This is a genomic window from Vreelandella rituensis, from assembly GCF_003336665.1.
In the GTDB taxonomy this organism is placed as follows: Bacteria; Pseudomonadota; Gammaproteobacteria; order Pseudomonadales; family Halomonadaceae; genus Vreelandella; species Vreelandella rituensis.
Map to the genome: position 1 here is coordinate 1 of NZ_QPIJ01000030.1, position 24,519 is coordinate 24,519.

The window sequence follows — 24,519 nt, forward strand, 5'->3', positions numbered from 1 at the left end:
GGCGCAATAGCGCTTTCTGACCTTGGATGGAATGTGCTTCTGTTTGCCTTTCTTGGCGAGGCCGGCCTTGTTCTTGTTGTACATGGCATTGATCGACTTGATCACCTTGCCCTTGATCAGACAGGACGATAGTCCGGCTGATTGGAAACGAGAGCTACAAGGTTGTCGATACCGATATCAATGGAAAATGCACGACGCATGTCAAGTAAGGTGGTGGGGGTAGCCTCCTTTTCATAGCCGACTTCAATGCAGAACGATGTGCCCAGTGGGACGATTCGGATGTCGGTGACAACCGCCTTGTCCGCCTTTTCGTTGAACGCTTGATGCTGACAAACCGTGGTCTTGACCGGCTGGAAGCCAACTGCCTTGGCGCCGCTCAAGTGGATCATGCCGTCGACTATTTTATAGCCGTTGCGATTGACGACATAGGTGCGAGCGCCCTTCGAGTAACCGGGGATTCTCGGGCACGCCTGGTACTTGTGAGGATTGATCTTGAAGTCATCTTTCGCCGCGAGCCAGCCCTTCCAGGCGTCGCCGACTATCTGCGTCATCCGTTGCCCCCCCCGCCGAAGGGAGTAGCTGATAAACGTCCTTGTGCTCTTTCTTCAGCAGCTTGTCGGCCTGGCTGGCACTGATCGGTGCCTCGGCGAACAGCGCCTGACGCATGTGATAGAGCGTTGCGTTCGCCACTTTTCTCGCGGCCGAACAATACCGATGGCAGGCCAGGTAGTTGGCGTGACCGGGACGGATCATGATGCGTTCGACGCGACGGACAGGCATGGATTGCTCCCCTGTGACGATTGAACTAACATTAGTGGCAAAGGAGATTAGTGTCAATGTCAAAAGCCTCATTAAGATCACACCCACATTGTGTTTTTAATCTAAAGCGTCACTTAGTGTTAGTGACCGCTTATCGGCAAGAGGTGATTACTTCGGCGATCATGGAGGACCTGGAAATACACATCCGTCGCGTTTGCGAGATGTCCGACGTGGGGGTGCTGGAATTTTCGGGTGAAACGGATCATGTCCATGTCCTGTTGGAACTTCACCCCTCCGTCATGCCGGACAAGCGGGTCAACAGCATCAAGACAGTGACGAGCCGGCGGATCAGGAAAGACCATTGGGAAACCATCAAGACACAGCTCTGGGGCGAGCGCTTCTGGTCCAGGTCGTACTGCATGCTCAGCGTGAGCGATGGTGCGAACACGGAGATCATCAAGCGCTACATCCAGAACCAGGCCAGGCCGTCCTGACGGACGGCGCGCTATCCATCCACGCCCAATGCGTGGCTTGGACGTGGAATTCCGCGCGAAATGTTAAATAAACTTTCAACGGAACGCCGCCTCACCAAACAAGTCGACAAATCAAGCACCCGTAGGTGCTTTTTTTGTGCCTGAAATCTTGTCTTCCCAAAATTCTGACTTCCCAACTTTTCTGCCATTGAACCAACCTCTGCCTTTCAGGCATAACTGAACCCTGTCAAAGAAAAAACTACAATTATCAATACGTTTTAATTACTAAAAAAAGACCGGATCAAGGAGCTATGGCTTGTTTCCTTTCGGATTTTTTCCATATTGCAGCGCAATATAGCCTGTTAGAATGATGCCGATTTTTCCTCCTTCTATAAACACACTTTAGGAAGCTCAACGCCATGCTCACTTTGAGTAATCTCTCCTTCAGGCCCCGACTAGGTTCTCGGCGGTCGTGGCTTGCTATGCCCGCTATTCCCATCCTCCTCACGCTACTGTTTTTCAGCCCTGGCGCTTACGCCGTTACTGGCAGCATGGACCTGACCAGTACCGGTGTCGGCTTTTTTGCCATTGCCATCTTCGTGCTCGCCTACATGCTGGTGATGCTCGAAGAAAAAATACACATGCGTAAGTCCAAGCCGGTATTGATCGCTGCCGGTATCATCTGGGGCTTGATTGGCTGGGTGTACGTACAGAATGGCATGTCGAGCGACTCGGAATATGCGTTCCGGGTTACCTTGCTCGAATTCACCGAACTGATGCTGTTTCTTTTGGTGGCAATGACTTACATCAATGCCATGGAAGAACGCAAGGTGTTTGATGCGCTGCGCTCCTGGATGCTACGCAAGGGTTTCAGCTACCGCACGCTGTTCTGGTTGACCGGTGGTCTGGCCTTCGTGATTTCACCGATTGCGGACAACCTGACCACGGCACTGCTGATGTGCGCGGTGGTCACCAAGGTGGCCGAAGGCGACAAGCGGTTTATCAACCTTTCTTGTGTGAATATCGTGGTTGCGGCCAATGCCGGCGGTGCCTTCAGTCCGTTCGGGGACATCACCACCCTGATGGTGTGGCAGGCCGGCATGGTCGAGTTTCAGGAATTCTTCGTTCTTTTTGTTCCCTCCCTGGTCAACTTCCTGATTCCAGCGGTGGTGATGAGCGTCTTCATCAAGAACGAGAAGCCCAAAAGCGTTTACGAAGATGTCTGGCTCAAGCGCGGGGCGCGCCGCATTGTGGCGTTTTTCCTGCTGACAGTGGCCACCGCGGTCATGTGCCATGTCTTCCTGCACTTGCCGCCGGTACTCGGCATGATGACCGGTCTGGGCTACCTTCAGTTCTTCGGCTACTACCTGCGCCGCAGCTTGCCACGCTCCCTGGAGCGCAAGCGTGAACGCTACAGCCGTCGCGGTGATAACAAGAAGCTCGAACAGCTAGGCAGCGTGGTGCCGTTCGATGTCTTCAACCGTGTGGCACGCGCCGAGTGGGATACCTTGCTGTTCTTCTACGGGGTGGTGATGTGTGTCGGTGGTCTGGGCTTCATGGGCTACCTGGGCCTGCTTTCAGAAGCCTTGTACACGGGTTGGAATGCTACCTGGGCCAACGTTGCACTGGGCGTCATTTCAGCGGTGATCGATAACATTCCGGTGATGTTCGCCGTTCTCACCATGGAACCCGACATGTCGCATGGGCATTGGCTATTGATCACCTTGACGGCGGGTGTCGGTGGTAGCCTTCTATCAATCGGTTCAGCGGCGGGCGTCGCGGTAATGGGCCAAGCGCGCGGCTCTTATACCTTCATGGGCCATTTGAAGTGGGCACCGATCATAGCGCTGGGGTATGTCGCCAGCATCCTCGTCCATCTATGGCTGAATGCTGAAACGTTTACCGTGTTTGGCTGATTTGCTTAGCCGCCTTCTTCGCGGCGTTATATTCGTGACGTTATCTTCGCCACTTCCCCCCACCGCCCGGTGGGGGTTCAAGTAAGCTCCCATACCCACCCCGGCAGCACTTTCCCACGTTGCGCTCATAACGGGCGAATGCTCATGAAGCGTCCTTCCTGCGAAAAATCCAACCGATACACCCCTTGGATACCCTCCGGGGTTATTACTCGGCGTATCGCCTCGGCAGGAAAAATCACGCTACGCCCATCGAGACTGCGGGTACGCACGTAGCCCGCCCGTCCTTCGTAATGAGCCAGGCATTGGTCGTAACTAAGTTCAATCACCACATCAATACTGGGCATAAGTAAACGCCTGAGCAGCCATACCAACAACCTAGCTTTTAGAAATAAAATTTAAAAAAACTAGCTTTAAAGAATTAGTCTTTACAAACTTGATGCTCAACCTTGCAGCTGGCAAGCCCCTCGCCGATACTGCATTTTACCTATCCTTAGCCTGTCGGTAACGCCTTATGCTCGTCTCGCCAGTGAATTTCATGCCAGTGACGGTGTTTTCCCCCGAGCCTACCCCTGCCTCGGCTCGCGTCGATGCCGCTTCACCTTCAAGGGGCGCGCCAGGCACGGGAACCCCGATACAGGAAGAAAAATCCGAGACTAACGCGGCCAAGAAAGACACACAGGCAACCAAGGAAGAGACTAAGGCCACCGGCGGCCCGACCCGGCCGGACGGTACGCCTCTTGACGACCAGGAGCTTCGGCACCTCGGTCAGCTCAAGCAAACCGACCGTTCCGTGCGTCAGCATGAACAGGCACATGAGGTGGTGGGCGCTCAATATGCCGGCAGCGCCAGCTATGAGTATGAACAGGGGCCGGATGGTCAACGTTATGCAGTGGCCGGTGAGGTTCCGATTGATTACGGTCCGGTGAGTGGTGACCCGGACGCCACCATCGAGAAAATGCAGACGGTGATAGCGGCGGCCCTGGCACCCGCCGACCCTTCCACGAAAGATCTTCAAGTCGCCGCTCAGGCCCGCCAATATCTATTGGCCGCGCAGTTGGAATCCGCCATGCTACGCAGCGAAATGGATCAAGCTCGCAGCGGCGTTGATACATCCAGTGACGCCGAGCCTTCTGAAGCGGTACCGGATGAGAGCGACGTTAGCGCACCTGCCGCCTCCGCCGCTTAGTGATTAAGCGGCTGGTTGACTTGCCGCCGGCTCAGCGAATTCCAGCCCTCTCGCCGGGGCCAGTTTCTTAACCACTGCGGGAGCTGATCAGCGGGCATCGGGCGTGCAATGCCATAGCCCTGAGCCAGCGCACAGCCCAACCCAACCAATGCCTTGGCATGTTCCAAGGTTTCCACGCCTTCGGCTAGCATCGGCCGTTTGAAGCGATTCGCCATGTAGATGACGCTTTCCACGATTGCCATGTCGTCTTCATCGGTCAACATGTCGCACACAAAGCTCTTGTCGATCTTGATCAAGTTGACCGGCAGCTGGCGCAAATGAGTCAACGACGAAAAGCCGGTGCCGAAATCATCAATCGCAAAACTCACGTCCAATTCCTGGCAGCGCGACATGGTGGCTAACGCTGCCTGAATATCGTGCATGGCGGCAGTTTCCAGCACTTCCAGTTTGAGCATGCCGGAAGGCACCGATGCATGGCGCTCCAGCAGTTGCTGAATACGGTTACTAAAATCCTCGACCAGCAAGTGGGTCGGGCTGATGTTGACGTTGATGGGCAGATGAATTCCCTGCGCCTGCCAACGCTCCTGTTGCAGCATGGCTTGTTCCAGCACCCATTCACCCAGGTCCACTTCCAGCAGAGTAGCCTCGATGATCGGCAAGAACATTCCCGGTGCCAGCAACCCTTCTTGCGGATGCTGCCATCGGATCAGGGCTTCCACTCCCACTACCCGCCCGCTACACATCTCGACCTGCGGCTGGTAGTACAGGCACAATTCGTTATTTCGCAAGGCCTCGATAAAGCGTTCACGCTGCTCATGACGCACCTGCAAAAGACGGTCCTGGCTCGGGTCGAAAATATGGAATGTATTGCGCCCTCGCTGTTTGGCGCGATACATGGCCTGGTTGGCATGGCGCAACAGCACATCGCCCTCGGCATGATCATTGGGGTAGAAGGTTACCCCCAGGCTGGCCGTCAAGTTGACGCAATGTCCTTCCACCATCAAGGGCTGACGAATGGCTTCCAGCAGCTTGTGAAAAAACGCTTCATCCACCCCGTTATGCAACAACAACACAAATTCGTCGCCACCCACTCGGGCCAGAACGTCATCACCAAACAAAAGATGGCTGATACGATGCGCAAACGAGGAAAGCAATAAATCGCTCTTGCTCACGCCGAGACGATCATTCACTTTCTTGAAAAAATCGATATCCAGTGAACATACCGCCATCGGCTTTTGGGTAACCTGCGCATGCTGCATGGACTCCTGAATCAGCTGGGTCAACAACTGCAGGTTGGGTAGGCCGGTCAGCGCATCGAAGAATACTTCACGGTTCAAATGCCGCGCATGAGAAGGGATAGCGGAAAGATCCGACAGCACAATGACATGGTGGCGAACAGCGCCTTGCTCATTGCGCACCCGGTTGATCGACATCATGCCCGGATATATGTGTCCTTCACGATTCTTGTAACTCACCTGCCCCTTGGTGCGATCACGCAACTGGATCTCTTTTTGCATCACCTGGGCAGTTTGGGCATCCTCCAGCGGCAGTATGCTGAAGGCTTCCAGCGTTTTGCCCGTCATCTCTTCTAGCGTGAACCCGGTCAACTCGGTGAAAGCAGGGTTAACATCAAGCACATGATTTTCTTCGTCCGTGAGAATAATCGCTTCGTTGGCATGGCAGAACACACTGGCGGAAGCCAGCTCATGCAGGCAAGGCATGGCCAATGGCGGCTCTCGCCTTTTACCGGGGCAAGTGCCACTGCTATTTTTTGGGCGTAAAAGTTGACACATAAACGTTAACTCTCCCTATTGGCCCATATCCATGCCATGCCTCGGCTGAGGCAAGTGACGTTAACTTTCCTCACAGCCAAACGGTTCCCGACATGCCACTACCTGATTGCGGCCTTGATGCTTGGCCAGGTAGAGCGCCTTATCCGCACGCACCAACAGCCTATCCTGATGTTCACCGGGCCAGTATTCAGCAATACCGATGCTGATGGTGATGTCATGCCCCGAGAAGGAGCGATTGGCCACGCGGCGCCGAATGCGCTCGGCAAATATCTCACCGCCCTCCAAGCCGGTACCGCGCAGCAAGACGGTAAATTCCTCACCGCCCCAACGCGCCAGAACATCACTGTCTCGCAGGCAGCCCTTGATGCATACGACCAGCTGTTTGAGTATCTCATCGCCCGTTTCGTGGCCATGGGTATCATTGACGGCCTTGAAGTGGTCGATATCAAAGATCAACAAAACGAACGAATCATCGGAATGGGCAACCTGGGCAACGCACTCGCTTATAGCACCATCAAAGGCCCGACGATTGTAGGCGCCGGTCAAGTGGTCGCGTGTCGCCTGGTCTTCCAGTTCGCGCTCAAGCGTCTTTCGCTCACGAATGTCATGAAATACCGAGACAAAATTACGCACACTGCCCTCAGCGTCCACTACCGCGGTAATCGATTGCCATAAGGGATAGATATCTCCGTACTTATTGCGGTTCCAGATCTCTCCTTGCCAATGTCCGGTCTCTCGCAAGGCTATCCACATTCGCTGATAAAAGTTTTTGTCATGCCGCCCGGACTTGAACAACCGGGGTGTTTTGCCAATCACTTCTTCGCTGCGATAGCCGGTAATATCGGTAAAGGCCTGGTTAACGCGCTCGATTACCATATCCGCATTGGTAATCACCGTGGCCTGACCCGTTTCGAATACCGTCGCCAATAGCCGCAGTTCGCTTTCCTGCTGGCGGCGTAAGGTGATGTCTTCCTTCACCGCGACAAAGTTGACGATCTCGCCCTGGGCGTTCTTGACCGGGGTAATGGTTTCCGACTCCCAATAAAGCTCGCCATTCTTGCGCCGATTAAGCAGTTCTCCTTGCCATACGTCCCCGGCGCGCAGCGTTTTCCACATATCTTGATAAATCACATCCGGGGTCATGCCGGATTGAATCACTGCCGGTGTCTTGCCTACCAGTTCCTCACGGCTGTAGCCGGTAATGGCGCTAAAACGCTGGTTAACGAATTCGATGACACCCTCGGCATCGGTAATGGCTGTGGCGATGGGGCTTTGCTCTACCGCGATATAGAATTGCTCAAAGCGTTTTTCCAGTGCCTTGTAAGCAACATCCAAGTTCGCCTCCGGCGAGGGCGTCAAAGATGAAAGGGAAGTCGGCTCAGTCATCACGGTGGTTCTCCTGCTACCGATCAGCGTCATTTCGCGTCTGATTGAGATGCCATTTTTATCCTGTTATGAGCATTCATCAAGACGTATGACAGGGTGGAGTTGACATCCTCCCCCACCTTCAGCGCTAGCGCGCTTGTGGAAGGGAATTTCCAGGTCGTCACCTCCCAGGTTCCTGCTTCGCTGTCCGTCGCCTCAATGCCTTGGCATTGCCGGTCTTACACAAACTCCACAGGCGTAACTTCCCGAGTGCCCCTCGGTAGTGCCTCAACTCTCAGCACCGGCTAACAGCGCGGTGCCGGCTTGTAGGATGTTGCGGGCGGCATTGACGTCGCGGTCGATGCCTTGGGTGCCGCAGTCCGGACAGTCCCAGGTGCGAACATTGAGCGTTTCCTGGCGTTGATAGAACGCATCGGTGCGATAGCGCAGCACTGCGTTCCAGACAAACCGCACACACCCAAACGTCCGCGCCAGCAGGATTTCCTGCTCGGGCGTCGGGTAGAATCGGTACTTGTAGGCGCGTTCGGTTTTCATGGCTTACAGTTTATGGTCATTTTCGTAAGAACTCAAGGCGTCCTCTCGGACGCCGCGCTTGTATCACCTCCCTTCGCGCTACGCGACTCAGGAAGAGGTATTACGCGCTTCTAGATAAGTATTGATCATAGCGAAACCAGACAACGAAAATGCTGCACTCATACTTTTTGACCGATCTGACTCCCTAACTTTTGATACACATCAACAAAACCCAAGATACCATCGGCATCTCGGGCTGTCCTATACCGCTTGAATCCTATACCAACTTGAGCTGCGGCGAATTGAGCTTGGTCGAATTGAGCTAGGCCGAAGGCAGCCGCGCCGTTGCTCGGCCCGTGTTGTCGCTCACCTTGTATTTGCTGATGACTCCCACCACTTCCTCGGCCTGTTCATCCAGCGAACGACTGGCCGCCGCCACCTGCTCCACCAACGCCGCGTTCTGCTGGGTAACCTGCTCCAGCTGGGTCATGGCGCGGTTGATCTCTTCAATTCCCACGGACTGCTCGGTGGTCGCGGAAGACATTTCAGTGACCAATTCGGCCATTTGCTGTGCCTGCCTGGCGATGGTACCCAAGGTCTCACTGGTGGAATTCACCAAGGTTTCGCCTTCACTGATGCAAGCCACATTATTATCGATCAGCTTACGAATCTCGTCAGCCTCTTGTGCGCTACGGCTGGCCAGCTTGCGCACTTCCTGGGCGACCACGGCAAAGCCACGCCCGTGCTCACCGGCCCGCGCGGCTTCCACAGAGGCGTTCAGCGCCAGCATGTTGGTTTGAAAGGCAATACTATCAATCGCCGCAATGATTTTGGTCACTTGACCATTGGCTTCGTGAATCTGGTGCATCGCCCCTTGGGCTTTAGCGGCAATATCGGTGGCCTGCCTTGCAGAGTCGGCCACATCGGCGGTCATCGCCTGGGCCTGATGCGCATTATCGGTGCTCTGGCGCACCGTCGCGGTGATCTCTTCCATGCTCGATGCCGTTTGCACCAGCGATGCCGACTGCTCTTCGGTACGTTGCGCCAAGTCCTGGTTACCCTGAGCAATTTCTCTACTGGCGACTTCCACCGATTGGGCATTTTGCTTGAGTTCGGCCACCAGCGCCTCGGTAGCGGCGGAAGCGTCGTTGAACGCCAGGTACAGTCGCGACAACTCATCATTGCCGGGCACGTCCAAACGCCGCGTCAGATCATTCCCCCTCGTCTCGATGCTTTCCAGCGCACGGATCAAGGGGCGCGTGATGCTGTGAACGATAAGGGTGGCCACCAGTATCGCGATGCCCGACGCCGCCACCGCAATAATCACATACAACCACAGGGCCTTGCGTGCATCGCTGCGCAAGGTTTGGGTCGTGGCGACAATCGTGCCCGCCACGCTGTCTTCCAGGGCTTTCAAGCGCCCGATCTTGACAGTCTGCCATTCGAACCATTGTTCCGGATTGACCCCGTAGCCGCCGGTTTCCGCCTGGGCGATAGCCAACTCGCGCAACCGTTCCAGCCGTTCGATTTGCTCACCGGAAAGCGCTTGGACCAATTGTTCGCGCTGTTCGCGACTGGCCAACACCGTGAAGCTTTCCAGAAATGCGCGTTCGGCACCCAGCAGCGAAAGAAAGCGCCGCAGCATGGGCTCGTTCATGCCATCGCCGGCAAACGCATTGGAAAGCAGCGCACGCTCGATACCCGCCAAATCCTTGGCTTCCAACAGGCTGTAATACGTCGCCAACTGGCGTGTCACGTCACCATTATTCGTCAGATGGCTGAGTTCACCCACCACTTCCATCAAGGCGTTGTTGATCCCGGTGTAATGCGCCAGCACGTCATTAGTGGCGATGCTCAGGGAATCGACTTGCGGACGGATGTTACGTGTCGCATCCAGCCGCCGAAGCGTGTGATCAATGCGTTCCTGGGCATTCTCCGTCAACGCCTCCCGATTCAGCTGATCAAGCTCTTGACGAAAAGCCGCGATTGCCTGATCGGTCATGGGGCGCTGATTGGGCAATCGTGTGTTGAAACTCTTGCCTTCGCTGCCCAGAAAGCCGGCAGTCATGCCACGCTCAAGCTGCACTTGATGAATCAACATCCCGGCCCGCCGGGCGACCTCGGTCATTCCCTGCAAGCGGTCGAGCTCTTGCACCACGCCTTGGCGTTCGCTGATGCCATTGAAGGCAAACCAGATTAATGCCAACAGCGGCAAGGTCAGCACCATGGCGAACTTGCGTCTCATGGAGACTCGGTGAAGTAGATTTGTCATTAACATGCCTTAAATTAACTAAGTTGATAAGGTTAGTCGCTTCGCTAAAAGCTGCTACATGCTATACGACAAAAGAACTATGGCAAACAGCTGTTTGAAGTAGCGAAAAACTCCGCCATTCTAAACAAACAGCTGAATCAAGCGCTGTCCTGGGACAAAGAAATCACCTAATTCGACTTGCTAGCCAAGAAGCAAGCTCATACCCTTGTGCGCGTTTCAAAAGGGAAAACGCTCATTCGAAGCGTTTAGAACATAAGCATGCCAACCGCCAAGGCGATATGGCATCACTTTATTTGCAGGGAACTTCATGAAAAAGATCATCGCAGCCACTCTGGCCCCCGCCCTCTTGTGCCTGGCTGCTGGGCAAGCACAGGCCTTCGACAACCGCGTCACCTTGGGCGCTCTTGGGGGTACTACCGGGGTAGGCGCGGAGCTTTCCTGGCGTTTTCACAAGCGCCTGGGGGTAACGGCACAGTACGCAAGTGGTCTGGACTGGGACGGCGAATTCGACACCGATGAGGTGGATTACGAAGGCGATATCGGCCTTTCAGCCGGCGCCCTCAAGGTAGATTACTATCCCTTCGCCGGGCGCTTTTACCTCACCGCCGGTGCCATGCTGCCGGACATGGAAGCCAATGTGCGTGGCACCGCCAAGGAGCAGCAGGATTTCGAGTTCAATGGCAATCTTTATACCACCGATGAGATAGGCGCTCTGCAGGGCCAGTTGACCATCGCCGATGGTGTCCGCCCTTACGCGGGCATCGGCTGGCGCAGCTCCCACCGCACCGGCTTCGGCGTCTTCTCGGAAATCGGGGTGATGGCCACCAACGTCGACGTCTCATTGAGCTCATCGAATAATTATGAAGCTACAGACCCTCTGCTCCGCGCCGACCTGCGCCAGGAAGAGCAGGAGCTTAAAGACGAAGCGGAAAAACTGCCTTTCTACCCGGTCGCCGTGCTCGGCATCAGCTATACCTTCTGACCAGCCAAACCAAACGGTCTAGCCAATCGCACGCAACGATGCCGCAGGCTCAAGCTGTTGAGCCTGCGGCGTCAAGCCTTCCCTGCTTTCGCGACGCTCAACAAACAGGCTGTTGCCGGCAATTTTCTTGGCCTGGTGCTTGAGCTCGGATAAATCAGCGGAGATATCCAACGGCTTGCAAGGGGTACCTATCTCGATAGGCTTGACCGCAATCGACACACTGACGATAGGAAAGAAACTCACCACGCCTCGGCGATTTTCCACCTGAATTCCTCCCCGTTCACGGTCACTGTCTGCATAGAAGTCAGGTGCCATGATCGCAAAATGTTCCAAGATCTGCTTGCACACATGCTGCCAATCTTCCACGCCTAACAGCATCATGAAATCATCCCCACCGATATGCCCGATAAACCCTCCAGCGTTTTCCACCTGGGATTGCAACAAGCGCGAAAGCGAAATGATGACGTGATCGCCACGGGCATAGCCGTAGGCATCGTTGAATGCCTTGAAGTTGTCCAGGTCGACATAGGCCGCGGCAAACGCCTGGCCGCTGTTCAGGTACTCGCTTAACGTCTCGTTGATCAGGATATTACCCGGCAAGCCTGTCAAAGGATTGGCGTGGCGCGCCTGGCGCACTTGAATCGCGGTGATTTCCCGCAGCAGATCGACGATATTGCCCATGCCCGCATAGGCGCCGTTTTCTTCCACGATCACGAAATCTTCCTGTTCGATGTCGCGGCTATCCGTCAGCTGGCGGCTCAGGGCTTCAAGCGAGGTATCTCCCGACGCGACCAGCATGCGGCCATCGGCGATATCCAGCACGTGGCGTTTGGCATATAACGCATGGCTGTAGGGATTGGTGAATAACGTCAGAAAAGCATTGCGGCGCACCACCCCGACGGGTTTTTCGTCTTCAACCACCGCCACACAACGCAGCCCAGGATGCGCGCGGAAACGCTCGGCAAGCGCAGGCACCGGGCATGTCGTCGTAACCGGCTCGATAGCACGAAAAATCGAACGCGCCGTGCGCCCTGCGGGGCCTTTCAACTGCGTCGCGGACGGCAGTAGCGTATCCACCTGCAAGGGTGGCTCGGCACTTGGGCGGGCGAAGTAGAACCCCTGCAATAGCGAAAGACTGCGATCCAATTCCCATAGGCACAGGTGCTCGGCGGCAGTTTCCACGCCTTCGGCGATCAGCTGGCAATTCAGGCTTCGCGCCACGTCCAGAATCGAGCGCAAAAATTCACGCTTCGCCGGTTCATGATCAATCCCCGCAATGAAATGCCGGTCCAGCTTGACGAAGTCCGGACGCAACTCCGACCAATGGCGCAAGCTGGAGTATCCCGCGCCCAAGTCATCCAGGGCCACCTGAAAGCCCATATCGCGGTAATGCTCCACCGCTTGGCACATCAACGCATAATCGTGGATCGGCACATGCTCGGTCAGCTCGATCACCACCCGTTCGGCAGGCAGCCCGGCCTGAGCGATGTAACTCAGGGTCAAGCCTTCGCGAAAATCGCGCTCGACGATCGTTAGCGGCATCACGTTGAGAAACAGCATGCCCGGCAGATCGAGTTCGGCAAAGCGACGTATCGCCAAGCGGCGACACAGCAGGTCCAGCTCCACCAGAAAACCCGCCTGAGTGGCCACCTCGAACAACCGCACGGGCGAATGTAGCGGCGAATCCAGTGGTCCTCGAATCAACGCCTCATAGCCATAAATCGATTGCTGACTGACATCCACGATCGGCTGGAAGACGACTTGCAAATCCTCGTGGGCAATCAAATAGTCAAGCCATTGGGCTTCTTGTACCGTCATGTATCGTTACCTGGCCGATGATATGAATCCATCCGCAGCCAAGCGTGATACAGCAATGTTGCGAGAAAATGACAGCGGTGAATTTACTAATATTTGAGGCAGTTGCCACCGCCGGCGCCAAAATCTTCTGTGTGGAAGGGGCTTTCAACCGAAAAATCGCTCAAGTTAGCGTTCGTCCCGCCGAGGGGTTAAAGTAATCACAATGCATTAATAATCTTGATGTGCGTGCCATGAATAGGTACCACGAACAGGTATCACGAAAAGGACGGCATGGTTATGGCTTCAATTTCTTCACTCGGCATCGGCTCCGGCCTGGACCTCAACGGCCTGCTTGATCAGCTCAAGGATGCGGAACGAGGCAAGCTGGAACCCATCGAGCGGCAACTGGAAAGCCAGCAGACCAGGATCTCCGCTTACGGCCAGTTGAAGAGCGGCCTTTCCAGTTTCCAAAGCGCGATAGGCAAGCTCAACGACACTTCCATGTATGAAAGCCTCTCCACCAGCGTGAGCGGTGAATCGGTAAGTGCTACTGCAGATGAAACCGCAATGCCGGGCAGTTACAACATTACGGTTGATACCTTGGCCACGCGCGGCACGCTGGCTTCCGATGGTGTGGGCGATACCGAAACAGCCATTTCTGGCACCGACGATCAGGTGATGACATTCACCTTTGGTTATGGAGACACAAGCACCACCACTGGCGTCTCGATCGCGGCCAATAGCTCGTTGGAAGCTATCCGCGATGCCATCAATGCCGACGAGAGCGCCGGCGTTGATGCCACCATCATTAACGACGGCAGCGACGGCACTAACTACCGCCTGGCGCTGAGTTCCCGCGAGACAGGTGCCGATGCCTCTATTTCAAACTTTTCGTTTAATATTGCTGCGCCCTTCGCAGCTGATGGCGGCGTTAATGTTGATGACGGCTCAAGTACGGGTACGCATCAAGCGGGCACCGACGCCTCTCTCAATGTAAACGGCGTAACAATCACTAGCACATCCAACCAGGTGGAAGGCGCCATCCAGGGCGTAACGCTCAATCTTCAGGAAGGCGGTGGCGCCACCAGCAGCGTGGTAGTGGAGCAAGACACCCTGGCGGTACGCGAAGCCGTGACGGGCTTTGTAAAGGCGTTCAACGACCTGAAAGGTAGCATTGGCGAACTGACCGCGTTCAACAGCGAAACCGGCCAGGCCGGTGATCTGCTGGGCGATAACACCGTACGCACGGTGGAATCGCGCCTACGGGGTGTTTTGGGCGGTGGTGTAGCCGAAGGACAATTTTCAATGCTTTCCAACGTGGGCATTTCGATGCAATTGGACGGCACCCTGGAAATCGATAACGACAAGCTCGATGACGTCATCGCCAACGATCAGGGCGCCTTGGCCGAGTTCTTCGCCGGTACCAGCGACGAGACCGGCATGGCCGGCAAACTCGACACTACTCTGAGCCAACTGCTGGGAACCAATGGCGCTGTTCAAGGGGCCATCAGTGGCGCGGAAAGCAGTATTGAAAGCCTTGGCAACCGCTACACCAGCATGGAACAAAGTATCGATCGGACCATCGATCGCTATCGCACCCAGTTCGGCCAGCTCGACGGCATGATCGCTCAAATGAATTCGACCAGTAGCTATCTGACCCAACAGTTCGATGCGCTGGATGCCCAGTTAGGTCGTGACTAGATGACCAGGCCGTGACTAGACAGCCACTATCTAGCATTTGCAGCTAAAGTTTTGGCGTTTCCCGCCGATGAAATAGGCTAACCCGCACGTTTTATGGTTTAGCCTTTTTCACTGAGGAAACGCCCAGTATGGCTACGATAACCTCCCTTGGTATTGGCTCCGGCCTGGATCTCAACGGCTTGATCGACCAGCTGAAAGACGCCGAACGGGGCAAGCTTGAACCCATCAAGCGCCAGCAGGAACAGCAGCAAGCCAAGATTTCTGCCTATGGCCAGCTACAAACCTCCCTCAACAGCTTCCAGGATGCCGTCGGCAAGCTCAACGACGCCTCGCTTTTCCAAAGTCTCTCCACCAACGTGCGTGGCGAAGGCATTGCCGCCAACGCCACTGCCGATGCGCTTCCCGGCCGTTACAGCGTTAACGTGGAGACCTTGGCCAAGGCCGGAAGCCTGGCCACCACGCGCGTCGACAGCCTGGATGACGTCCTCACCGGCGAAAATGCCACGCTTAAACTCAGCTTTGGCGCGGGCACCGAGACCTCCGAGGCCGTCATCAACCTGGAAGCCGGCAGCACCCTCGCCGACATTCGTGATCAGATCAATGCCGACAAGCAGGCAGGCGTTACCGCGTCCATCATCAACGATGGCACTGGCTATCGCTTGGCGCTGAACTCCAAGACCACCGGGGCCGATACCTCCATCCAGGAAATCGGCTTTACCGGCCTGGCAGCGGGCATGACGCTGGCGTCTGAAGGAGACACCAAGCGCGTCGGAAAAGATGCCCTGCTGGATGTCAACGGGGTTACGGTTACCAGCCCTACCAATGAAGTCAAAGGCGCGATTCAAGGCGTCACGCTCACGCTGGAAGAAGAAGGCAGCAGCAGTAGCGTGGTCGTGGAACGCGACACCCTGGCGGTACGCGACAACGTCAATGGTTTCGTGAAAGCCTTCAACGTCTTGAAAACCACCATCGACAAACTGACGTCCTTCAATGGCGACAGCAGCACCGCTGGGGAACTGCTGGGCGACAACACCGTGCGCACCATCGAATCGCGTTTGCGCAGCGTGCTGGGCGGTGGCGTCGCAGGCGGAGAGCTTTCCACCCTGAGCCAACTGGGCATTTCGCTCAAGCGCGACGGCACCCTGGAAATAGATGACAAGAAACTCAGCGGTCTGGTAGCCGGCGACCAGACCGCCATAAGCGACTTCTTCGCGGGCAGCGATAAACAAGGCGGCCTGGCCGGCAAACTCGACACCACCCTGAGCCAACTGCAAGGCAATAACGGCCTGATGAAAAGCTCCATCAGCGGCGCGGAAAACCGCATCGAGAGCCTCAACACCCGTTACGAGCGCATGGAAGCCACCATCGAGCGCACCATCGGCCGTTACCGCACCCAATTCAGCCAGCTGGACGGCATGATCTCTCAAATGAACCAGGTCAGCTCCTACCTCACTCAGCAATTCGACGCACTGGACTACCAGCTCGGCCGCAAGAAGTAACCCGCCGGCAGGGGTGGCTTTGAGTATTGGCGGTCTCTACCCCCCGGTGCTGCTGCGCCCGACCCCTAGATAGCGCATTCCGGCTTCCTGGACGGCCTCCGGGGTGTAGAGGTTGCGGCCGTCCACGACGACTTTCGCCTTGAGCTGCTCGCTGAGCCAGGCGAAATCCACGCTGCGAAACTCCTTCCATTCCGTGCAGATAACCAGGGCATCGGCGCCTTTTACCGCTTGAATGCGATCCCCGACCAGCACCAAGTCATCGCGCTCGCCGTAGAGGCGACGACACTCTGTCATAGCTTCCGGATCGAAGGCTTGTACCCTGGCACCGGCTTGCCATAGCGCTTCCATCAGGGTGCGGCTGGGCGCTTCACGCATGTCATCGGTATCGGGCTTGAAGGCCAGCCCCCAGACGGCGATGGTCTTGCCTTCCAGCTCACCCAAGGCACTTTCAAGCTTGGTGTAGAGGGTGTGCTTCTGGCGCTGGTTGACCGCTTCCACGGCACTGAGCAGTTGCGGCGTGTAGCCGTATTGGCGGGCGGTGCGTTCCAAAGCCTGCACATCCTTGGGAAAGCAGGAGCCGCCGTAACCGCAACCGGGGTAGATGAAGTGATAACCGATGCGCGGGTCGCTGCCGATACCGCGGCGCACGTCTTCTACATCCACCTCCAAGCGTTCCGCCAGGTTGGCGATTTCATTCATGAAACTGATCTTGGTGGCAAGCATGGCATTGGCAGCGTACTTGGTCAGCTCGGCGGCGCGCACGCTCATGAACATCAGCTTGTCGTGGTTGCGGTTGTAGGGGGCGTAGCATTCGCGCATGCGCTGCTTGACCCCTTCACTCTCGGTACCCACGATAATCCGCGCACCGCGCGTGAAGTCGTCGATCGCCGCGCCTTCTTTCATGAATTCAGGATTCGAACACACATTGAAGGCGTGGCTGGCGCTGCGTGCTTCCAGCGCCGCGGTAATCTCGGCGGTGACTTTTTCCGCGGTACCCACCGGCACGGTGGACTTGTCGATCACCAGTTTGTAGCCCTGCATGTGCTCGCCAATCGTGCGGGCCACCTCAAGCACGTAGCGTAAATCGGCGCTGCCGTCTTCATCCGAGGGCGTTCCCACAGCGATGAACAAAAGCTCCCCTGCATTGACGGCGGTGGCGGCATCCGAAGTGAAGCACAGCCTGCTGGCCGCCACGTTGTGCGCCACGAGAGTACTCAGGCCGGGCTCGAAGATGGGCACTTCTCCGGCTTCCAACTGGGCAATGCGCTGGGCATTGACATCCATGCAGGTGACCTGGTGGCCCACTTCCGCCAGACAGGCACCGGCCACCAAGCCGACATAGCCGGTTCCGAATACGCTGATATGCATGAGGTTTCCTGTTTGCTGATAGCTGCGTCAAGACGAGCTTAGCATGCCGGCCAAAAAGGAGTTGAGGTCGGTTGAAAAAAATAGAAGGATAACGACTTTAGTCTGAGTACGACTTTGGTTTATAATGCGTCGCAGCAACTTATTTTTACCAGGGGTTTCCCCTCAGGAGATCATCTCCATGTCTTACGATACGACCACTCACCTGCAACGCAGCCTTCGCCAATGCCTGTCCACCGTGGCGGCACTGCTTTACGATCATGGCCATGTGCTGGAAAGCATCACCCTGTCTCACCGCGGGCTGGACCAACGCGAGCTTGGCTCCCTAGGCACCGCTTCCCGCCAATGGAAAGCCTGCCAGAAAGTGCTGGAAAGCAGCGAAGCCGCTACCTACAACGAGCATGAGCGCTTCGTATTGACCCATATGGGCCGCGAGCTGATGTTCGACATGTTCGGCCAGGGTGCCGCTGACTGCGCCTGAACGCCAACAAGCTCTTGCTTAATATCGATAGGTTTTGGTTATCCACAGGCGCTCAATAGCTCGATGAAACGCCCCACGGCCGGGGCTTCATCTTGCACGGCCGTGGGGGCTCATCAGATCTTTATCCAACATCCAGCGCTAGCGCAATCCCAGCAGGGAAAGGATGAACAACACAACCACGATCAACCCGATGATGTAGATAATATTACGCATAGCGATATTCCTTGCTTTATTAGCTTACAGTACAGGGAGTGGCCTGACGCAATGCCGGCCAACCCTCTCAGCCTAACAGCCATTCCAGAAAGTTGCCTGAATTCCGGTCTCTCCGACTAGAGTGAGCCTTCACTTTTCCTGCTTGAGCGTGCCCCCAAGGAACCTTGCCTCCTGGCAGAGCTCGAACGTGGATGCCCTCAATCAAGGAATGATGTCATGCGTCTTGCTCGCCTGTGCCGGCTACCCGGCGTGATCACGTTACTGTTCAGCACTCAGGTTTTGGCTGCCGCGCCGCCAAGCGATAGTACGCTGACTGCCATGAGCACGGCAGCGCAGCGCCTTGAGCCGCTGCATAATATCGTGGTCGCTCATCAGGGCGAGATCATCCATACGCATCACCAGCGCGGGCCTGCCGTCGATCAGCCCGTCAACATCAAATCGCTTTCCAAAACCGTGCTTGCCGCCCTGGCAGGCGCCGCCATCGAAGAAGGCATCATCGAATCGGTGGAACAACCGGTGGTCGATCTGCTCGGCTCTCTGGTGCCGGCGGATGCCGTCCCCAAGGTCGAGGAAATCAGCGTGGGGCACCTGCTTTCGATGCAGGCGGGACTCGAGCGCACCTCCGGGGATAATTACAGCGCCTGGGTCGCCAGCCGCAATTGGGTGGCGTATGTACTCAGCCGTCCTTTCGAAGACGAGCCCGGCGGCATCATGCTCTACTCCACCGGCTCCAGCCATTTGCTTTCCGCCGCCCTGACCCAAGCCAGTGGTGAATCCACCCTGGCGCTTGCAAGGCGCTTGCTGGGCGAGCCGCTGGATATCAGGATTCCCACCTGGCCGCGCGACCCTCAAGGCATTTATTTCGGCGGTAACAACATGCGGCTTTCCCCACTGGCGCTGATCCAGATCGGTGAGCTTTATCGCAACGATGGCCGCGTCGATGACCAAAGAGTACTACCGGAAGGCTGGGTCGAGACCTCCTGGAAGCCGCGCGGCACCTCGAAATGGACCGGGGATGGTTACGGCTACGGCTGGTTCAGCACCCGGATCGCCGATGAATTGGTCTACTACGGGCGTGGATTCGGTGGCCAGGCGCTGTATGTGGTGCCGTCACGCGATTTGACGGTTGTCATCACCTCGAACCCCCACCCGCCGTCGCCGGGCAGAGGCTTTCAAGGCAAGCTCAATCGCCTGATGGATATCCTGCTGACGGAACAAACCCAGGTGGAGGAAGACACGCCCTGAGGCATACAACGAGGAATCGGCACACAATAGAAAGAGCTGTAGACAGGATCCAGTCCAGAGGGGACACTGGTAACGAGCCCGCGCGCAAACAGATGAGTCCCCATGCAGCACACCCGCTTTTGGAGCACGACCCTCTTGCCTCAGCTGGCGCATTTTACCTGGCGTGTGCTGTGCGCCTTTGTGCGTAACCGCGGCATTTTGCTCGCCGGTGGCGTGGGTTACAACGTGATGCTTTCAATAGTGCCCCTTCTGGCGCTGCTCGGTGTACTGCTGACCCATATCGTCGACGAACAACAGTTGCTCGGCGTGATCGCGATCCAGGCCCAGCACCTGACACCGGCACATGCCGATATCCTGATTGATGCAGTGCGCGCCCTTCTCGATTCTCGCGAGGCCATCGGAAACTTCGGGATCGTGGTACTGCTGGTGTTTAGCTCCTTCGCCTTTCGCATGCTCGAAGATGCCATGGGGATCATCTTCCACCAACCCGACAATCCCATCCGGCGCAGTGCCTGGGTATCGGCGCTACTGCCTTACGCTTTCATGCTGGTGCTGGGCAGCGGAATTCTCAGCCTGACGCTGCTGGTCTCGGCGACAAGCGCCATCAATGAACTGTTACTGGTGATGTCCGGCCATGGCCTGCCCTTTGCGGGCCTCTCGGTATCGCTGCTTAACCTGCTCAGTTTCATCGGTGTTTTCGTGCTGTTCAGCGGCATTTACAAGGTGTTGCCGGTGGTACGCATCTCGCTACACCGTGCGGTGGTGGGAGGGTTCGTCGCGGCGTTGTTGTGGGAAGGCGTGCGCCTGTTGTTGATTTTCTACTTTGCCCATGTGTCATTCGTCAATGCCGTCTACGGCTCGTTGGCGACCTTGATCGTGGTATTACTCAGCCTGGAGGTAGGCGCCATCATCTTGCTGCTGGGCGGCCAGGTAATCGCTGAGCTTGAGCACAGCCATCGGGTGGGCGTGGCCTGGCACATCGACCCACGCCGGGCGGTGGTGACTCACGTCGACTGACGTTCTTCTTCCACACTCAGCTTGGTACGAATGAAATCGCTGTGCCCGACATGCAACAGATCCGCCAGGCGACGGATACGGTGCTCCTCCAGCGGGTCGACCTTGCCGTCGGCCCAGGCCAGCTGCCACATCAACCTGACCAGTTCCACACGCTGTTCATAACCGTAATGCTCCTTGATCAGGCTGACGAACTGATAATGATCCACGGCGTCTTCGACTTCCTGGCGCGCCAGCTCCATCAGCTCGTCCACCGCCGTGCCGCCAAGATGATAACGCTCTCTGAGCAGGTGCCTCAGGGTGGAAAGCTCCGCCTCACTGACCTGATGGTCGGCGCGCATCACCTCACATAGAAGCGCGGCGGAGGCCAGTTCTAGCGTGTAGGCGTCGCCCTGGCGGCTTTCCGGCTCGACCAGGCTACGCTGGAAAAACTGCTGAATGGCATCAAGCATCTATCGGGTCTCCACAGGGATACAGTTGTCAGATTTCCTTGACGGCGAGCCCGGGTCAGTGGCCCTGGCCCAAGTGCGCTTTCTTTTCTCGGGGCGTCACTTTATCGATCACCACCTCGGGATGATGGCTGTGGATCACGGTCCGGTACTCGTCTTCGCGTTCGTCGGGAACATCCGCCATCATCAGCATGGCACCGCCCTTGATGGGTTTCTCGAACTCGCTGATCTTTACGTCTTTCACGGAAACCCCCAGCATCGTACTGGTCCAGACCCCGAACAGCGCACCAAAAAGCGTCATGCCTACCAGCATCCAGATCAGGTTGGTGCCTTCGAGTATGTAATGGATGACAAGGCCCAATACCGCGCCTATCGCGCCCCCTATCAACAAGCCGCGCTTGGATGCATTGGCGACATCGGAGGTCTGGATAAGCGTGGCATTCGGCACGCCTTCCTTTTCCAGCGGCCTCCAGTCCTTGCCCACAACGTGCAAATGATCCTTGGTCAAGCCCATGGCATTGAGTTCATTGGCGATATTGGAGGTGATTTCCTTGTCAGGAATCAGAAAATACAGACGCTGCATGGCCTTTACTCCTTATCCTCTTACTCCTTATCCTGCCACGCCAAGGCGGTACGGCTCGATCAGCGCCGTTTAAGCTGATCACGCAACTGGGTCGGAACCTTCTTGATGATCAACCGATCCTGCGCTTCGTCATACTCGATACTTGAGCCCAGCAAGTGCGAATCAAAACTGATCGAGACGCCGCCAGCGCGCCCTGTGAAGCGCCGAAACTGGTTCAATGTACGCTTGTCGGGCGGGATCTCCTCTGCCAAACCATAGTCGGCATTACGGATGTGATCAAAGAACGCCTTGGGCTTTTGCTCGTCGACCAGCCCGGAAAGCTCCTCTAAAGTGATCGGCTCGCCACGGCGCAGCTGTTCATCGGCATAGCCTACCAGGGCGTCGGTTTTTTCACGGCTGGCCGCGTCGTCGAAGTCTTCCTGCTCCACGTAGTCGCTGAAAGCCTTGAGCAAGGTGCGGGTTTCGCTGGGCGCATCGATGCCCTCCTCCATGCCGAGAAGCTCGGCCATCGCTTCGGCGAGTTTCTTGCCGCCACGATCCTTGAGAAACGACACATACTGGGCCTCAGGAGCCGCGTTTTGCCATTGCGTCAGGTTGATGCGCGCCGCCAGGGTTAACTGGCCGAGATTGAGCTGTGCGGCGGGTACTGCCGTGTGGCTGTCGTCAATACCGATACCGTGGCGCTGATGCACAAGCGCCAGGGTCAGGGTGTCGGTTTCGCCTTGGCGTGCATGGCCGAACACCAGATAACCCCCCACGGCAAGACGTTCTTCAAGCACCCTGCACAGCCGCTCGCCGATCTCACGGCTGAGCTGGGAAAAGTCCTGGTCACCGGCCAGATAAGCGGCCAACCAACCGGAAAACGGGCTGGCGCCCTCGCCTTCCACGAAGCGACCCCAGCCCTTGGGCTTGGTGTTGTAGGCATCGTTGACCGCCGCCATCAAGTCATCCATCACGGCACTCGAGGGATGCGCCTGCGGCGCGGCGTGGAGTTTCAAACGATCGCCTTCAGCACTGGGCTCAAGGCGATGCACTATGCTTTGCAGTAACGGCATGATTCACTCGGCTGGAACGAAACGGTAGGTGGCAAGAATGGCTAGTTGGCAAATTACGGCTTGAGGCGATAACCGGTGCGAAATATCCAGCTGATCAGCGCCAGACACACGCCCAAAAATAGCAGGATCATGGCCACACTGGCGGCCAGGCTGACATCGCTGACGCCATAGAAGCTCCAGCGAAAGCCACTGATCAAGTAGAGCACCGGGTTGAACAGGGTCACGCCTTGCCAGAACGGCGGCAGCATGTCGATGGAATAGAAGCTGCCCCCCAGAAACGTCAGGGGAGTGATCACCAGCAGTGGCACCAGCTGCAGTTTATCGAAACCGTCGGCCCAGATGCCGATGATGAAGCCCAATAGACTGAAGGTGATCGCGGTGAGCACCAGAAACGCCATCATCCACAGCGGATGTGCGATCTCCAACGGCACGAAGAAGCCGGCGGTGGCGAGTATGATCAAGCCCAATACCACCGACTTGGTCGCCGCCGCCCCGACATAGCCGATCACGATTTCCAGATAGGAGATGGGCGCCGACAGCAGCTCGTAGACGCTTCCCGAAAACTTGGGAAAGAAAATGCCGAAAGAGGCATTCGAGACACTCTGGGTCAGCAGCATCAGCATGATCAAACCGGGCACGATGAAAGCCCCGTAACTGATGCCATCGATCTCGCTGATTCGCGACCCGATAGCCGCCCCGAACACCACGAAATACAACGAAGTGGAAATGACCGGCGAGACAATGCTCTGTAACAGGGTGCGGCGGGTACGCGAAAGTTCCGCCATGTAAATGGCACGAACGGGATAGAGGTTCATCAACGCTCCTTGACCAGGTCGACGAAGATATCTTCCAGTGAGCTCTGGCGGGTATGCAAATCCTTGAAGACGAGACCGGCCGCCTCAACGTCGGCCAGAAGTGCAGAAATAGTACTGCTTTCCTGGCCTTCCGCACCGCCGGCCCGAGAGGCATCGTAAGTGTAGATCAGCTCGCTGCCATTGGCGGCAAGTTGCAGGTCGTAGGCGGCAAGGGCCGGCGGCACGCTATCCAGCGGTTCGTGCAGGTGCAGGGCCAGCTGCTTACTGCCCAGCTTGCGCATCAGGGCGGCCTTGTCTTCCACCAGCACGATTTCACCGTTGTTGATGACGCCGATACGGTCGGCCATTTCCTCGGCCTCTTCAATGTAATGCGTGGTGAGAATAATGGTCACCCCGCTTTCGCGCAGCTGACGCACCACATCCCACATCTCACGGCGCAGCCCGACATCCACGCCGGCGGTGGGCTCATCCAGAAACAGAATGCGCGGCTCGTGAGACAGCGCCTTGGCAATCAGCACCCGGCGCTTCATGCCGCCGGAAAGCGTGATCAGGCGATTATTGCGTTTGTCCCACAGGGTGAGCGATTTGAGTACGCGTTCTATATGTCCCGGGTCGGGCGGCTTGCCGAACAACCCGCGGCTGAAATTGACGGTGTTCCAGACCGTCTCAAAAGCCTCGTTGGTCAATTCCTGCGGCACCAGGCCGATGCGGGAGCGCGCCTCGCGGTAATCGACCTGGTTATCGAAGCCATCCACCACTACCTGGCCATCCGTGGCATTGACCAGCCCGCATATCACGCTGATCAAGGTCGTCTTGCCTGCGCCATTGGGGCCGAGAAGGGCAAATATTTCGCCCCGCTGAATGTCCAGGTCAATCTGTTTGAGCGCCTGGAAGCCTCCCTCGTAAGTCTTGTTGAGGGCACTGACACGGATGATTGGTTCGCTCAAGACAAACTCCCATCGACCGTGGCGAACCGCCACGGTCGAGTAGTGTAGTGATGCGGGAAATGCTTACCGCTCTTT

Annotated in this window: 22 protein-coding genes and 2 pseudogenes; 9 read left to right on the forward strand and 15 right to left on the reverse strand. The window is 56.7% G+C overall.

The features are described from left to right. Window positions 1–116 precede the first annotated feature (116 nt). Window positions 117–551 (reverse strand): hypothetical protein, encoded by a 435-nt coding sequence (locus DU506_RS12550; RefSeq protein ID WP_114487255.1) that lies wholly within the window; start codon window positions 549–551, stop codon window positions 117–119. Further along, complete coding sequence (locus tag DU506_RS12555) at window positions 499–780, reverse strand: hypothetical protein (protein WP_114487256.1); 282 nt, start codon at window positions 778–780, stop codon at window positions 499–501. Before DU506_RS12555 ends, DU506_RS12550 begins: the two co-directional genes overlap by 53 nt. 56 nt (window positions 781–836) lie before the next feature. On the opposite strand from DU506_RS12555, the gene tnpA reads away from it, so the two are divergent. Both tnpA and nhaD read left to right on the forward strand, forming a co-directional pair. Next, a complete protein-coding gene (gene tnpA, locus DU506_RS12560; RefSeq protein WP_114487257.1) occupies window positions 837–1,253 on the forward strand; it encodes an IS200/IS605 family transposase in 417 nt (138 codons plus the stop codon). 398 nt (window positions 1,254–1,651) lie between these two features. Then, entirely contained in the window at window positions 1,652–3,148 is a 1,497-nt protein-coding gene (nhaD, locus tag DU506_RS12565; protein ID WP_114487258.1) for a sodium:proton antiporter NhaD, read from the forward strand. 125 nt (window positions 3,149–3,273) lie between these two features. On the opposite strand, the gene DU506_RS12570 is transcribed toward nhaD, so the two are convergent. Continuing rightward, a complete protein-coding gene (locus DU506_RS12570; RefSeq protein ID WP_114487259.1) occupies window positions 3,274–3,492 on the reverse strand; it encodes a DUF2835 family protein in 219 nt (72 codons plus the stop codon). Window positions 3,493–3,683: 191 nt separating this feature from the next. Here DU506_RS12570 and DU506_RS12575 point away from each other — a divergent pair, with 191 nt between their 5' ends. Then, window positions 3,684–4,334, forward strand: coding sequence for a putative metalloprotease CJM1_0395 family protein (locus tag DU506_RS12575; RefSeq protein ID WP_114487260.1), 651 nt, complete (start codon window positions 3,684–3,686; stop codon window positions 4,332–4,334). Here the strand turns inward: DU506_RS12575 and DU506_RS12580 are convergent. The 5 genes and pseudogenes from DU506_RS12580 to DU506_RS12595 all read right to left on the reverse strand — a co-directional run bounded on the left by DU506_RS12580 (window position 4,331) and on the right by DU506_RS12595 (window position 10,271). Further along, window positions 4,331–6,055 (reverse strand): putative bifunctional diguanylate cyclase/phosphodiesterase, encoded by a 1,725-nt coding sequence (locus tag DU506_RS12580; protein ID WP_114487261.1) that lies wholly within the window; start codon window positions 6,053–6,055, stop codon window positions 4,331–4,333. The two genes, DU506_RS12575 and DU506_RS12580, sit on opposite strands and share 4 nt — an antisense overlap. A 132-nt stretch (window positions 6,056–6,187) precedes the next feature. After that, a complete protein-coding gene (locus DU506_RS12585; protein WP_114487262.1) occupies window positions 6,188–7,513 on the reverse strand; it encodes a sensor domain-containing diguanylate cyclase in 1,326 nt (441 codons plus the stop codon). A 267-nt stretch (window positions 7,514–7,780) separates the two neighbouring features. Continuing rightward, window positions 7,781–7,888: pseudogene (locus DU506_RS21665) on the reverse strand (zinc ribbon domain-containing protein); the annotation flags it as partial. A 9-nt stretch (window positions 7,889–7,897) separates the two neighbouring features. After that, window positions 7,898–8,047 (reverse strand): annotated as a pseudogene (locus DU506_RS21670) (helix-turn-helix domain-containing protein); the annotation flags it as partial. Between the two features lie 301 nt (window positions 8,048–8,348). Beyond that, window positions 8,349–10,271, reverse strand: a complete 1,923-nt coding sequence (locus DU506_RS12595) for a methyl-accepting chemotaxis protein (protein WP_235825599.1) — start codon at window positions 10,269–10,271, stop codon at window positions 8,349–8,351. Window positions 10,272–10,605: 334 nt separating this feature from the next. Between DU506_RS12595 and DU506_RS12600 the strand changes: the two genes are divergently transcribed. Continuing rightward, window positions 10,606–11,280: a hypothetical protein gene (locus tag DU506_RS12600; RefSeq protein ID WP_114487265.1), complete on the forward strand. Its 675-nt coding sequence runs from the start codon at window positions 10,606–10,608 to the stop codon at window positions 11,278–11,280. Between the two features lie 18 nt (window positions 11,281–11,298). On the opposite strand, the gene DU506_RS12605 is transcribed toward DU506_RS12600, so the two are convergent. Next, a complete protein-coding gene (locus DU506_RS12605) occupies window positions 11,299–13,098 on the reverse strand; it encodes a bifunctional diguanylate cyclase/phosphodiesterase (protein ID WP_114487266.1) in 1,800 nt (599 codons plus the stop codon). Window positions 13,099–13,374: 276 nt separating this feature from the next. On the opposite strand from DU506_RS12605, the gene fliD (DU506_RS12610) reads away from it, so the two are divergent. Further along, a complete protein-coding gene (gene fliD / locus DU506_RS12610; RefSeq protein WP_114487267.1) occupies window positions 13,375–14,778 on the forward strand; it encodes a flagellar filament capping protein FliD in 1,404 nt (467 codons plus the stop codon). A gap of 128 nt (window positions 14,779–14,906) precedes the next feature. After that, window positions 14,907–16,277, forward strand: coding sequence for a flagellar filament capping protein FliD (gene fliD, locus DU506_RS12615; protein WP_114487268.1), 1,371 nt, complete (start codon window positions 14,907–14,909; stop codon window positions 16,275–16,277). Between the two features lie 36 nt (window positions 16,278–16,313). On the opposite strand, the gene DU506_RS12620 is transcribed toward fliD (DU506_RS12615), so the two are convergent. Continuing rightward, complete coding sequence (locus DU506_RS12620; RefSeq protein WP_114487269.1) at window positions 16,314–17,645, reverse strand: UDP-glucose dehydrogenase family protein; 1,332 nt, start codon at window positions 17,643–17,645, stop codon at window positions 16,314–16,316. A 178-nt stretch (window positions 17,646–17,823) separates the two neighbouring features. On the opposite strand from DU506_RS12620, the gene DU506_RS12625 reads away from it, so the two are divergent. From DU506_RS12625 to DU506_RS12635, 3 genes are all read left to right on the forward strand, one after another. Next, window positions 17,824–18,123, forward strand: coding sequence for a hypothetical protein (locus tag DU506_RS12625; protein WP_114487270.1), 300 nt, complete (start codon window positions 17,824–17,826; stop codon window positions 18,121–18,123). 429 nt (window positions 18,124–18,552) lie between these two features. Then, window positions 18,553–19,581 (forward strand): serine hydrolase domain-containing protein, encoded by a 1,029-nt coding sequence (locus DU506_RS12630; RefSeq protein WP_181870764.1) that lies wholly within the window; start codon window positions 18,553–18,555, stop codon window positions 19,579–19,581. 102 nt (window positions 19,582–19,683) lie between these two features. Next, entirely contained in the window at window positions 19,684–20,598 is a 915-nt protein-coding gene (locus tag DU506_RS12635; RefSeq protein ID WP_114487271.1) for a YihY/virulence factor BrkB family protein, read from the forward strand. Here DU506_RS12635 and DU506_RS12640 read toward each other — a convergent pair. The 5 genes from DU506_RS12640 to DU506_RS12660 are packed head-to-tail and all read right to left on the reverse strand — an operon-like array spanning window position 20,586 to window position 24,444. Then, window positions 20,586–21,047: a tellurite resistance TerB family protein gene (locus DU506_RS12640; RefSeq protein WP_114487272.1), complete on the reverse strand. Its 462-nt coding sequence runs from the start codon at window positions 21,045–21,047 to the stop codon at window positions 20,586–20,588. The genes DU506_RS12635 and DU506_RS12640 overlap by 13 nt on opposite strands. A 55-nt stretch (window positions 21,048–21,102) precedes the next feature. Continuing rightward, window positions 21,103–21,627: a DUF1269 domain-containing protein gene (locus DU506_RS12645; protein ID WP_114487273.1), complete on the reverse strand. Its 525-nt coding sequence runs from the start codon at window positions 21,625–21,627 to the stop codon at window positions 21,103–21,105. A gap of 59 nt (window positions 21,628–21,686) precedes the next feature. Beyond that, complete coding sequence (gene yejK, locus DU506_RS12650) at window positions 21,687–22,682, reverse strand: nucleoid-associated protein YejK (RefSeq protein WP_114487274.1); 996 nt, start codon at window positions 22,680–22,682, stop codon at window positions 21,687–21,689. A gap of 53 nt (window positions 22,683–22,735) precedes the next feature. Further along, window positions 22,736–23,497 carry an ABC transporter permease gene (locus tag DU506_RS12655; protein ID WP_114487275.1) on the reverse strand — a complete coding sequence of 254 codons (762 nt, stop codon included), beginning with the start codon at window positions 23,495–23,497 and terminating at the stop codon, window positions 22,736–22,738. Beyond that, window positions 23,497–24,444 (reverse strand): ABC transporter ATP-binding protein, encoded by a 948-nt coding sequence (locus DU506_RS12660; RefSeq protein WP_114487276.1) that lies wholly within the window; start codon window positions 24,442–24,444, stop codon window positions 23,497–23,499. Before DU506_RS12660 ends, DU506_RS12655 begins: the two co-directional genes overlap by 1 nt. Window positions 24,445–24,519 lie beyond the last annotated feature (75 nt).